The organism is Flavobacterium sp. FlaQc-47 (genome assembly GCF_044006475.1).
In the GTDB taxonomy this organism is placed as follows: Bacteria; Bacteroidota; Bacteroidia; order Flavobacteriales; family Flavobacteriaceae; genus Flavobacterium.
In genome coordinates this window covers 1-13,709 of the sequence record NZ_JBIPCQ010000008.1, presented here as the reverse complement: position 1 = coordinate 13,709, position 13,709 = coordinate 1, and the positions used below count along the sequence as shown (strand labels likewise).

6 protein-coding genes are annotated in these 13,709 nt (G+C 36.4%); all 6 read right to left on the bottom strand.

What is annotated here, in order from left to right; translation table 11 throughout:
* Nucleotides 1–18 precede the first annotated feature (18 nt).
* The 6 genes from ACHRVX_RS20750 to ACHRVX_RS20725 all read right to left on the bottom strand — a co-directional run bounded on the left by ACHRVX_RS20750 (nucleotide 19) and on the right by ACHRVX_RS20725 (nucleotide 13,271).
* Nucleotides 19–1,362 (bottom strand): sugar MFS transporter, encoded by a 1,344-nt coding sequence (locus tag ACHRVX_RS20750; RefSeq protein ID WP_395335802.1) that lies wholly within the window; start codon nucleotides 1,360–1,362, stop codon nucleotides 19–21.
* 535 nt (nucleotides 1,363–1,897) lie between these two features.
* Nucleotides 1,898–3,484: a SusD/RagB family nutrient-binding outer membrane lipoprotein gene (locus ACHRVX_RS20745; protein WP_395335799.1), complete on the bottom strand. Its 1,587-nt coding sequence runs from the start codon at nucleotides 3,482–3,484 to the stop codon at nucleotides 1,898–1,900.
* A 17-nt stretch (nucleotides 3,485–3,501) separates the two neighbouring features.
* Complete coding sequence (locus ACHRVX_RS20740) at nucleotides 3,502–6,597, bottom strand: SusC/RagA family TonB-linked outer membrane protein (protein ID WP_395335797.1); 3,096 nt, start codon at nucleotides 6,595–6,597, stop codon at nucleotides 3,502–3,504.
* A gap of 265 nt (nucleotides 6,598–6,862) precedes the next feature.
* On the bottom strand, nucleotides 6,863–9,523 hold the full coding sequence (locus tag ACHRVX_RS20735; RefSeq protein ID WP_395335794.1) for a glycoside hydrolase family 3 N-terminal domain-containing protein: 2,661 nt from the start codon (nucleotides 9,521–9,523) through the stop codon (nucleotides 6,863–6,865).
* Nucleotides 9,524–9,535: 12 nt separating this feature from the next.
* Nucleotides 9,536–11,776 carry a GH92 family glycosyl hydrolase gene (locus ACHRVX_RS20730; RefSeq protein WP_395335791.1) on the bottom strand — a complete coding sequence of 747 codons (2,241 nt, stop codon included), beginning with the start codon at nucleotides 11,774–11,776 and terminating at the stop codon, nucleotides 9,536–9,538.
* Nucleotides 11,777–11,786: 10 nt separating this feature from the next.
* Nucleotides 11,787–13,271: an alpha-L-fucosidase gene (locus ACHRVX_RS20725; protein WP_395335789.1), complete on the bottom strand. Its 1,485-nt coding sequence runs from the start codon at nucleotides 13,269–13,271 to the stop codon at nucleotides 11,787–11,789.
* Nucleotides 13,272–13,709: the final 438 nt, after the last annotated feature.

Here is a 13,709-nt window from a genome sequence, read left to right as displayed (position 1 = left end):
AATTCGTGACGAACTATATTACTCATTATATTCTTTTTTTAAACCTGCTTTATGTCCTATAATGGCGTAATATAAAATAAAAGCATAGCAAGGCAGCAAAATCCAATATCCTTCGGTAGCGGCATTTGCGGTTGCGGCAACTTCGCTCATTCCCTGAGACAGCATATCTGCTTTGTTCATATCAACCAGTTTTCCGTATAACGGAGGAATAATTGCACCTCCTGAAATCGCCATAATCAATAATGCCGAAGCTGTTTTGGTAAATTTACCCAAGCCTTTTAAAGTCAAAGGCCATATGGCGGGCCAAACCAAAGCATTTGCAATTCCTAAAGCGGCAACAAATAGAATAGAGGTAAATCCGCTTGACGCTACAATGCAAAGCGAAAGCAAAATTCCTAAAACAGCACTTGCTCTTAATGCCAAAGCCTGCGTAATATATTTTGGAATCAAAAAGGCTCCAACACCATATGTTATGACCATTGCCAATAACGTAAATGTGGTAAAAAATTTAGCATCGCTCGCCGGAAATCCCAATGCAATACCATAAGCGATAATGGTATCTCCAGCAATAACCTCAACGCCCACGTACATAAAAAGCGTTAGAACTCCCAGCCATAAATGCGGAAACTGAAAAATACTTGTTTTTGTAGTTTCACCTTGTTTAGCTTCTTCAATAGGTTCAGCTTCAACGTCCGGCAAAGGGGCTTTTCTAATTAATATTCCTAAAATAAATAAAACAACCGCCATTGTGATGTAAGGCGCAACAACGCTGTCTGCCATTGTATCCAGTAATTGCGCTTTTTCGGCTGTAGTAACCACACTTAGTTTTTCTTTTATTTCATCTATTCCGGATAATAGGATTGATCCAAAAATAAGCGATCCCAAAGCACCTGCTATTTTATTACAAATTCCCATAATGGAGATTCTTTTTGCAGCGCTGTCAATGGGTCCTAAAATAGTAATGTAAGGGTTTGATGCTGTTTGCAATAAAGTCATTCCTGCACCCTGAATAAATATTCCGGTTAAAAACATCCAATAGGTTCTGGCTTCTGCGGCTGGAATGAATATTAAGGCACCAAATCCCATGATGAATAATCCTAAGGACATTCCTTTTTTATATCCTATTTTCCCTAAAATATACGAAGCCGGCAACGCCATTACTACAAAAGAAATATAGGATGCTGATGCCACTAAAAGTGATTGAGCCGATGTTAACTCATTAATGGTTTTCATAAATGGAATCAAAGCTCCGTTGATCCAGGTTACAAATCCAAAAACAAAAAATAGACTGGCTATAATTAAAATTGGAACTAATGTATTTTTATTCTTTTCAGAAGTTGGGGAAATTGTAGTGTTAACCATAATTTGTTGTATTTGATGATCTGACATTATTACATCTTAAAATAAAATCTGTATTGCCGTATCTGGTTAAAAGTAGTTTTGGTTTAAGTTTTAATTCATTTTATCGTCTTTAATTTTTAACGCATACAAAATAATCGCCACGAATTTCACGAAGCAGCACGAATTAATTAGCGAAAATTAGTGTAATTCGTGGCAAACATTTTAAATCATTATAATCTGTGACTATAAAAAATAATCGCCACAAATTTCACGAAGCAGCACGAATTAATTAGCGAAAATTAGTGTGATTCATAGCAAACATTTTAAATCATTATAATATGTGACTATAAAAAATAATCGCCACAAATTTCAAGAATCAGCACGAATTAATTAGCGAAAATTAGTGTAATTCGTGGCAAACATTTTAATCAATATAATCTGTGACTATAAAAAATAATCGACACGAATTAAATCGAAATTATCGTATAAAACAAAAGGAGAGTTACCTCTCCTTTTGTCAATTTTAAGTAACGAATCTCTTTATCTTTACTTACTTTTATTTTGTATCCCACCAAAGTTTCGTTCCTCCTGTATCAGGTCCGTTTAGTTTAACGATTCCATCTGTAACGGCATCTTTGTTAGAAGAATATTCGTTTGTTGTATAAATAATTCTTTTCATCAAACTTTTACCCACTCCGGCATCATTATTATCCGTGTTAAGTGGCGCATAAATTATTTTAGCATCACTTCGGCGTAAATCTGCCCAGGATTCCCAGGATTCAGGAAAAATAGCCAGGTATTTCTGAACCGCAATTTGAGTACGTTGGCTTGCAGCTGCCGCTGACCAGGCAACCGGTAATTTTACTGGTATATCCTGTAAATCTAAAGTTGGATAAACTGTTAATACATTTGGCAAAGTTGGCAATGTATTTCCTGCAATGTAAGCGTTTATTGCCGCAGCATCAGTAATTCCCCATTGTGCTAACGAAGCTCTGATACCTGCTTCATATAAACCTTGTGCAGTACCGCCCATATTCCATCCGTTCAAAGCACCTTCAGCTCTGCTGAAATAGTTTTCTGAAGCCATGAATACTTCAATGTTTTTAGTTTCACTAAGATTTCCTGCTGCACCATTACCCATAATGTCATTGTTAAAAGCAGAGAATTTAGTGGTTCCAAACTGATCTTCCAGACCACCAATAGGCTGACCACGATAAACACCGGTATCAATTTTAGAGAACCATTTAGCTAACCTAGGATCGTTATATCCTACAAGAATACTTTCCATAGAAGCTGTCATAGTATAACCCCAGCTGTTAACGATCATGTTCAAATTGTTTGGCGTAATGTTACTTGCTTTAAAGAAGGCACCTTGCTCATTTGTTTGCATAACTCCCGCAGCTACAGCAGCTTCGGCTTGTGTTTTTGCTTTTGCAGGCTGAATATCAGAAATTCTTAATGCTAAACGCAATCTTAAACTGTTTCCAAATACTCTCCAATTTGCCACATTACCAGCATACAAACGATCGTTAGGCTGAAATGAAGCCACTGTTACCATCGAAGAACCGCTTAATGTAGCATTTGCTTCGTCAAGTAATTTAAAGAAATCTTCGTAAATAAATTCTACGCTGTCATAAGGCACTTTTTCTTTTTTGTTACCTGCTTCTGTGTAAGGAATTGGCCCGTAAGCATCAACCATTTGGTTGTACATGAAAACTTTCCAGATTTTAAGAATTGCCAAAGCTTCGGCATTTCCTTCAGATGCTTTTATAGCATTGTTTAAAGCAGGTACAGCAACGGTGTAAAATCTTGTCCATCCACGTCCTTCGTAACCATTTACGAATGCATTTCTCTCTGTTCCATATCCGCAATTTAGATATTGAATAAAAGTCGAAGATAAAATTCCTGTTGCAATACCCCAGGTTCCCTGATCATCAACACCCGGTGATGAGTAAGATCCGTTGTGAATTCCGGCATAAAGCGCAGAGGCAAACGATGGTCCTGCCATTGTAGCATCTAACTGATCTTCGGTAAGCGAATTAGGATCGGTATTTATTTGATCAAAGTCGTTTGTACAACTTGAAAAAACAGAAACCAGTGCTAAAGCAACTCCCAATGTTTTTATTTTAAAACTATATTTCATGATGTCTCTTTTTTTAATTAAAATCCGAATTTAACATTTACTCCATAATCTCTCGTTGAAGGAATGTTGAAAGATTCGATACCTTGCAAGTTTCCTGTACCTGCACCCGCTTCAGGATCAAAATATTTAGCTTTGTTCACAAAGAAGAATAAATTTCTGCCCACTAATGAAAAATCAATATTTGTAAAACCTGAATTTGCCAAAATACGTTTTGGTAAAGAGTATCCAAAAACAAGTTCTCTTAATCTGATGTTTGTTGCATCATAAATAAAAGGTTCTGCAATAGGAGTTCTTTGCCCAATTGCTGTCCAGTATTGTTCTGCATTTATACTTGTGGTATTTTGAACATAAGTTCCTCCGCCAGTTGCAACAACACCGTCAACAACAATTCCGCCTTCTCTTCCTGCAAGAGTAACATCACTTACTCCTAAACCTGCCTGTCTTGCCTGAGTGTATGATATAACTTCACCACCAATTCTAAAATCAACAAGGAAACTTAAAGAGAAATCTTTGTATTTAAAGTTGTTTTTTAAACCTGCTGTCCAGTCCGGGTTAAAGTTTCCGGCACGAACATCAAAACTATTTGTCGCAAGCGGAATACCTGCACTGTTTACAATAATTTTTCCGTCAGGAGATCTTTGGAAACCTTTAATATATAAATCTCCATATTCACCACCCTGAATAACTTTACTTCTTACTAAACGTCCTTCGCCAAGTACTAATTCTTCTCTTCCTCCGTAAATAGATTTTACTTCAGATTTGTATTCAGCATAATTTGCCGTAATGTCCCAGGAGAAGTTTTCTGTTTGAACAGGAGTTGCAGTAAGTACAAGCTCGATACCATTATTTTGAATTTCCCCACCATTAACAACCGCTCTTGAAGTCGAAGAAGATTCCGGAGTATTGATGTAGAAAATCTGATCTTTTGTATTGGTTTTAAAATAAGTAAAATCTAATCCTAAACGGTTTTTGAAAAATTTAATATCAGCACCAAATTCAACTGAACTTGACATTTCCGGTCTTAAATTAGGGTTTGCAGCTGTTGTTTGAGAATACAGCATACCACCGTTACCACCAATATAAGATAATCTTGAACTTGTTTGATAAGGATCTGTATCGTTACCTACTTTTGCATACGAACCTCTTAATTTTGCAAAACTTACTACTTCCGGTAAAGTTACCATATCTGAAATAACGCCCGAAAGACCTACAGATGGATAAAAGAAAGATCTGTTTTCTGCCGGTAAAGTAGATGACCAGTCATTTCTTGCTGTTAAATCAAGGAACAAATAATTTCTGAATCCAATTTGTGAGAAACCATAAACGGAGTTAATTTGTTTTTCTGAAGATGTAGAAGTCGACTGAACCGTTGAAACATTTGATAAGGCAAAAAAGTTTCTTTTACTTAACACTCCTCCTGAATATAACGAAGAACTATTTTGTTGTAAAGTATTCGCTCCGGCATTAATTCCGATAGAGAAATCACCAAATTTTTCGTTGTATGAAAGTAACGCATCCGTATTGAATTCGCTTACTGTTTCATAAGATTCGCTGTAGGAACCCAGATTGTTGTTAAAAGCGATAGTAGCATATCTGTTTCTAACATTCTTGTTTGTCATTTGGTCTAAACCAGTTCTAACCTGTAAACTTATTGTATTTGTAAAATCATATTTAAGAGACGCAAGACCTATAAATCTGTTTCTTTTATCTTTACGTGAATCATCGCGCAAAGCAGACCAATATGGGTTTCCACCTGGAGCTCCGGCTTCGTCTAAGAAATAGTTCTGTTGCAATTGTCCTGCTGCATCTCTGTATTCAAAATCTTTGTATTCGCTGAATTTAATACTACGAGGCAATAAATAAGCAGATGTACCAATAGATTCTTCTCCTGTTCTCAATAAATTATCGATATCCTGAACGATGTAGTTTGTTTTTACATCTAATGACAATTTATCAGATATTTTACTTGTCAGTCTTAAGTTAAGATTGTGTCTGTTCAATTCATTTCCGCCTACGATACCTTGAGCAGTTGTATTTGTATAGGAGAAATAACCCTGAGCTTTTTCATTTCCTGTAGTAACAGTCAATGAATTTGCCAAATTATAACCTGTTTTGTAAAAATCAATTACGTTATCCGGTTGCGGGCTGTAACTTGTTGTTGCAGGTCCTGCATAATTAGGATTACGAACTAATTGCCAAGCGGGAACCTGACTTCCGTCCAGTTTTCCTCCCCAGCTTGAGCTTGAAGTCTGGTTGTAAGCACCTAAAGTTCCTTGTCCGTACTCATTTTGTAAATTCATCAAATTGTAAGCAGATGAAGCCATGAAGTTAGACGATACCGAAACTGAAGTTTTTCCTGATTTACCTGATTTTGTAGTTATAACGATAACACCATTACTTGCTCTTGTTCCGTAAAGTGCTGCTGCAGATGGTCCTTTAAGAACTGTCATCGAAGCAATATCTTCAGGATTAATGTTCGAAATACCGTCAGGCTGAGTGGTTCCTCCCGTATCGATATCCGGATTACCGGTTGTTGTACCATTACTGATAGGTACACCATCTACCACATACATTGGCTGATTGTTACCGGTAAGGGATCTGTTTCCTCTTAATGTAATTCTGGATGAACTTCCTACACCATTTGAAGTTGTTGAGAAGTTAAGACCCGCAACTTTACCTGAAAGTGAGTTGGCAACGTTTAATGATCTTGCTTCTGAAAGCTCATCGACTGAAATATTCTGAGCGGAATATGTGATGGCTTTCTTTTCTCTTTTAATACCAAGAGCGGTTACAACAACTTCCCCTAATTGCTGAGTCGCTGCGCCTAACGCTGCATTAATTGTAGTTTGTGTTCCTACCGAAATTTCTTTTGGAGCAGAACCTACATAAGTGAAAACCAAAACTGATGATTGATTGGGAACACTAATACTGTACTTACCATCAAAATCTGATGATGCACTCGTCTTGGTTCCTTTAACAACAACATTTGCACCCGGAATTGGAATTCCCGTTGTAGCATCTGTTATCGTTCCTTTTACTGTAGTCTGTGCCTGTGAGCTTTGGAATGCAAACAAGCAAAGAACAAACAGTAATTTTAGTACGTTCTTAGTCATATTTAGTTGTTTTTTTAGAGTTAATAACATGTTAAACTTAAGAATACATTTTGTTAACAGAATATTATTTCGACAAATGACAACTTTGAAAAGGTGTTGGGTAAACTTTAACACTTAAACCCGTAAAAAACTTATAATTTACAAACAAAACCCGCCTTATTTAGGCGGGTTTTTTATCAATTAATCTAATTGATTTCGATCTTTTATAAATACATTCTTTATTATATACTTAAAACATTAAATATAATTATTCATTTATCCCTATTTATTGCAAAACCTTAAATCCCGTTTTTTGCAGGTCAATTGAGTTTCCACCTACCATAACTTCAAAATCGCCCGGTTCCACTACATTTTTCATATCACGATTCCACAATGATAATTCATCTGCAGTTAATGTAAATTCAACTTTTTGAGTTTCTCCTTTTTTAATAAACAATCGTTTGAAACCTTTTAATGTTTTTCGTGGCGTTGTTACGCTGCTGTAAACGTCATTAATGTACAATTGAACCACCTCATCTCCATCAAAATTTCCAGTGTTTTTAACGTCTACGCTTACTTTTAATTCTCCATTGGTTTTGATTTCCTTTGAACTGATGGCAAGGTTTGAATAAACAAACGTTGTATAACTCAATCCGTAACCAAATGTATATAACGGATTTTCACTTTCAGCAACATATCTGTGAATCGCAGATGGTTTCTGGTTGTAATATATAGGTAACTGTCCCACAGATTTAGGAATCGTGATTGGCAATCTTCCTCCCGGATTGTAATTCCCGAATAATACATCGGCTACAGCCTTTCCTCCTGCTTCACCCGGAAACCAGGCTTCGACAAGTGCAGGAATATTTTCTGAGATCCAGTTTGTTGAAAGCGGACGACCGTTTAACAACACACAAACAACCGGAGTTCCTGTTTTCTGAATCGCTTCAATCAATTCCTGTTGCATTCCGTGTAAGTCTAAAGAAGCTACATCTCTGTTTTCCTCCACCAATTCGTTTGATTCTCCTAAAACTACAATGGCAACATCTGCTTTTTTAGCAATATCAATTGCCGGCTGAAAGTTTACTTTTTCAAGATTCCAACGCAAGTGCGCTCTGGCTCCCCAACCGCCTTCCCACATTTCTATGCGAACTTTGTATTTTTTACCTGCTTCAATATTTTTTGGAGTCGTTACCATACTTGTAGCACCTTTTGTCCAGTTGTCAATTACCAACTGATCGTCGATCCACATTCTGATTCCGTCATCTGAACTTAAACCCAACCAACCGTCAAATGATTTTTCTGACTGAATATATCCTGTCCATCGAATCGAGAAATCATCATCTGTAACGCCGTCTCCCGGAGACCACGGCCAGTCAAACTCTAACTGACTGTCAATACGGGTTAATGCCGGAGTTCCTTCAACGCTTCTGTTATTGAAATATTCGCCTTTTAATCCGTTTTGTGAGCCATCTGGCGTGAATAAATATTTTGACGGAATTATTTGTCCTTTTACAATTAACGAAACACCTTCTTCATATAATATATTTGTTTTCGCGCCCACAACTTGTTTTACGCCTTCGAGAACGGTTGTCCCTACTTTATTTTTTACCGAATATCCTCCTAATCTTGAAGCATCAGCGTTTGGACCAATAACAGCAATCGTTTGAATATCCTTTTTTAAAGGCAAAATATTATTGTCGTTTTTCAACAAAACAATAGATTTATGTCCGGCTTCTAGAGCGATATCCTGATTTTCTTTTGAATGAAAACGTTCTTTAATTAAATTTTTATCCGTGTACGGATTTTCAAATAATCCCAATAAAAACTTCAATCTTAAAACTCCTCCGGCAGCACGGTCAATTTGTGCCATTGTTAGTTTTTTCTCGTTTACCAATTCAATAAGACTTTGTTGCCAGAATTCATTTGTAAAATCATAAAACTGCATATCAACTCCTGCTGCAACTGCTTCTCTAATACTTTCTTTAGGTGAATCTGTAACATGATGCGTGGTTTGAAGGTATTTTATAGCCCCTAAATCTGACACTACAATTCCTTTAAAACCCCATTCTTTTCTTAAAACATCTGTCAATAACCAGTGATTGGCAGCACAAGGAATTCCGTCCAGTTCAGAGTAGGCACACATGGTTCCTAATGCGTTTCCTTTTGTAAATGCTTTTCGAAATGATGGCAAAAAATCTTCGCGCGCGCTGCGTTCTCCAACTAAAACAGGAGAAGAATTTCCTCCGGCCTGCGGAATCCCGTGCACGGCAAAATGTTTAGGTTCTGCAATTATCGAACGATCTGATTTGAAATCATCACCCTGCATTCCTTTAATCATCGAAGTTCCCAGTTCACCAACTAAATACACATCTTCACCAAAAGTTTCCGCAACTCTTCCCCAACGAGGTTCGCGTCCAACGTCAAGATTGGGTCCTAAACCAAAATGAACTCCGTGCGCTCTGGCTTCTGTACCAATAACTTTTCCCACTTTATCCAGAAGATTTGTATCCCACGTAGCTCCTAAACCTATATTCATTGGGAAAGCCGTACTGCCGTCATCTAAATAACCGTGAAGCATCTCGCACATAATAAGCGCAGGAATTCCCCATTTGTTCTTTTTAATTACCTCGCTTTGTAGCTCATTGATCATTTTTGCTGATCGAGGGTAAATATCGTGAATGGCTCCAATTCCCAGATTTCCTATTTTAAGATCTGATTTTGATTTAGAGAAATCTTCCTTTTCCTTAAAAAACTCCCCTTTGTACATGTCCATCTGGCGTACTTTTTCCTCCAGGCTCATTCGGCTTAATAAATCGGTTAGCCTTTCTTCAACGGGTAATTTTGGATCCTGGTACGGATATTTTTTTTGTGCGTAACCGTGGTTGTAAAAACCAACAGCCATTATGAAAATAATGGCTGTTTTTTTCATTCGTAATTGTAACATAGTAGTGTTGTTTTAATTTTGGATCACTTTTAGTAATTTTCCATTCACGAAATCATCGTGCGAAATAAAAAAGCTATTAAGTGGTTTTCCGTTTATTTCAATCGAATTGATTTTTCCATCATTATTGATTTGTCTTTCAATTACAATGCTTTCTTTTTTATAATACCTTGGATCTAATTTGATCGTGATTCTATGAAACATTGGTGCTGTAATGGTATAAACAGGATCTCCGGGCGATATTGGGTAAATTCCCATCATAGAATACACCAACCACGCCGACATTGTTCCGGTATCATCGTTTCCGGGTAATCCGTTTGGTTTGTTCCGGAAATATTCTCCAACCAGTTTTTTGACCATTTCCTGACTTTTCCATTCTTCGCCTTTTACATAATTAAATAGGTACGGATTTGCAATATCAGGTTCGTTTGCCATATCAAATTGCTTGGTATCAAACACTTTTTGCAATTGATCAGAAAAAGCTTTTTCACCGCCCATTAATTTGATTAATCCTTTCATATCATGTGGTACCATAAAATTATATTGCCACGCATTGCCTTCGATAAAACCAACATTCTCTTCAAAATTTGCTCCGGAGGCAGGATCAAAAGGTTCGTACCATTTTCCGTTAGGCAGTTTTGGTCGAAATAATTTTAAATCTTTGTCATATAATTTTTGGTACGAAAGTGAACGTTTTGCAAAACGCTTGTAATCATCTTTTTTACCTAAGGCTTTCGCCAAAAGTGAAATGGCATAATCTGACGTATTGTATTCCTGCGTGGTAGAAACCGGTCCACGATAATTAGTGGACAAATATCCTTTTTCAATATATTCTTTAAGTCCGGGACGTAACGGATTATTCTCTGTATCATCGGCTCCTTTTAACATGGCAAAGTAGGCTTTGTAAATATCAAAATCCTGAATTCCCTTTAAGCACGCATCGACAATAACGATACTTGCAGGATCTCCCACCATGGTAAATGTTTCTGTTGAATTTAATTCCCATTTGGGCAGCCAGCCATTTTCATCATACATTTCCAACATGCTTTTTATCATATCAGATTGTTGTTTGGGATAAACCAAAGACGTTAACGGATGCATGTTTCGATACGTATCCCACAATGAAAACGTCGTATAACGTGTTCCATCGGTTTTAGCAATCTTGGTTCTTTTTATTACCGGATATTCTCCGTTGACATCATTTAAAATGTTCGGATGAATTAAAGTGTGGTATAATGCTGTGTAAAAAATCGTATTGTCATCTTTTGAACCGCCTTCAACTAAAATTTTAGAAAGTTCTTCGTTCCATTCGTTATACGTTTCCTTGTAAACTGTTTCAAACGATTTGTTTCCGGTTTCTTTTTCTAAGTTTTCACGCGCGTTCGCAATACTCACATACGAAACGCCAATTTTAACCTCAACAACTTCTTCTTTATTGAACTTGTATGTAAAATAAGTTCCAATGCTGTCGCCAATAACCGTTTTAATGGTATTATCCATCATTCTGGTTTTGTCGTTATAGGTCATCCATTGTGCTTCGACACCTTCATATTTTGTTGGTTTTTTCCAAACGCCAAATTTATCCGCGGGTTTAGAAAACTTAGCCACAAAATAAACCGGATAGGCATCCTCAGGACTATTATAACAAAACGAGCCTACGGAACGCATTCCTTCAATTTCTGTAGGCGACACTACTTTTACCATCGCGCCTTCTTCATTTGTTAAACCTAAACCCAGATTCAGTAAAATATTAGATTGCCCTTTTGGGAACGTAAATTTGCTTACACCCACTCTTGTAGAGGCTGTAAACTCTGCTTTGATCTTATATTTATCAAGATTAACGCTATAATATGCTGCTTTAGCCACTTCGTTAGAATAAGTGGAACCGTATTTTAAATGATTCGTTTCTACTTTTCCTGTTGTGGGCATTAATAACAAAACGCCTAAATCCGGACAACCAACACCACTGATATTAACCTGACTGAATCCGGTTAAAAATGTATTCTCGTTCACATAAGGATTCGACAGCCACTGACTGTCTTTTTCCAACTTATTTTGCTTTCCGGCAACATTAAACGGACTAATACTTGCCATACCTCTTGGCGCAATTGGTCCGGGAAATGTTGCTCCATAATTGGATGTCCCAATAAACGGATTGACAAAATCTGCCGGTTCCTGTGAAAAAATACTGATGCTAAAAAACAGCATGTAAAAAAAACATGCTGTTTGTGTGGTAATCCTTTTATTAAAAATCATAATTAATGCTCTATCTGTTAATCGCTTCAATTTTTAAAGTCCACGCTTCTTTTGCCGGTAGATTATTTCTTAAATTTTCAGGAATTGTAACTTTAAACCCTTCTGTTTCTTTCGTCCACTTCAATGAAGTTTTAGAACCTAACATCGTGATTTTTGTTCCTTTTTTAGGATTAATCGATTTTACAACAATTTCAGCAGGAATTTTAGTTTCTCCTTCTTTGGCTAAATAAAACAAAAATACGTTTCCTGTTTTATTTTGTGTCATACAAATGTTATTTTCCTTAAAAGGTTCAATAGGTTTTGTGTCATAAATAGCGGTGCTGTTTACTTTCATCCAGTCGCCATAAGCTGCGAGTAAATCATAAGCACCTTGTTGCCATTCACCTTCAGGGCTTGGTGCAATATTCAATAATAAATTGCCACCTTTTGCTACCACATCAATCAACATATGAATACCTTGTCGCCCGGTTAAATAGGTAGCATCCGGAGTGTATGACCATCCGCCACCGGAGGTAATACAAGATTCCCAAGGGTAAGGCAATGTTTTTTCAGGAACCCTGTTTTCAGGAGTTAAATAGTTTTGGTTTTTACCGTGAACGGCTCTGTCAACAACAATTAATCCCGGTTGTTTTTGTCTTGCTTTTATAACTAATTCATCCATTTTAGGATCCTGATCAACTACTCTGTGTTTGATGAAACCATTTTTTGCTTCGTTTTCGGCAAACTTTTCATCATAGTTTTCTTTTAGGTTTTGCTGATCTCTTTTTCTAACCCATCCTCCATCTAACCATAAAATATCAATTTTACCGTAATCAGTTAATAATTCTAAAATTTGGTTGTGGGTGAAATCAACATATTTCTGCCATTTTTCAGGATATAAAGCCGGATCATAATTTACGTTTCTGTCGAATGGAGGAAAATAAGGATCCCAGTAATTCTCATTATGCCAGTCCGGTTTTGAGAAATACGCTCCAGTTGAAATATTTTCGGCTCTAAAAGCATTGAAAATTTCTTTTGCAATATTTGCTTTTGGGTTGGTGCTAAAAGCACATTCTTTGTCAGTTACCTTATAATCAGAATATTTAGTATCGTACATATTAAAACCATCATGGTGTTTTGTGGTAAAAACCATGTATTTCATTCCGGCATTTTTGGCTGCTTTTGCCCATCTTGCAGGATCAAATTTTACGGGATTGAATTTCTTTTTCAATCCTTCATATTCTTTTACGTATTCATTATAATTGCCCGGATTACTTCCTTTTTTACGTTCACACCATCCATAATCTTCCGGACAAATTGACCATGATTCTACGATTCCCCATTCGCTGTAAGTTCCCCAGTGCATTAATAATCCAAATTTTTTGCCTTGCCATTCGTCCAGGTTTTTCAGTACTAACGGATCTGTTTCCGGCACGTAACGCTCATCTTCATAAATTGCCTGCGAAAACATTTGAACTGAAAATAATATTGCTATTATGAATATTCCTCTTTTCATCTTTACTCTATTTTATGGTTTATTTTGTTTTAGTTTTTTAGTTTTTGGTTTGTGTATTTTTTTTAAACACATAGAGACATAGTTTTTCATAGCTTAAAAAAGGCGTTTCACTTGAAATAAAACACATAACTATGTTTAAGAAACTAGTTTCTTTTTAATATTCTTTTTTCAACTTGATCAAATTAATCTATGTTTCTATGTGTTTAAAACATTATGCCTAATCCAATCTTTGTCAAAGTTTCTACGCATTTTTGTCATTTCGACCAAAGGGAGAAATCACACGAGATGTGTTTAACACATAGCTATGTTTGAGAAACTAGTTTCTTTTTAATATTCTTTTTTCAACTTGATCAAATTAATCTATGTTTCTATGTGTTTAAAACATTATGCCTAATCCAATCTTTGTCAAAGTTTCTACGCATTTTTGTCATTTCGACC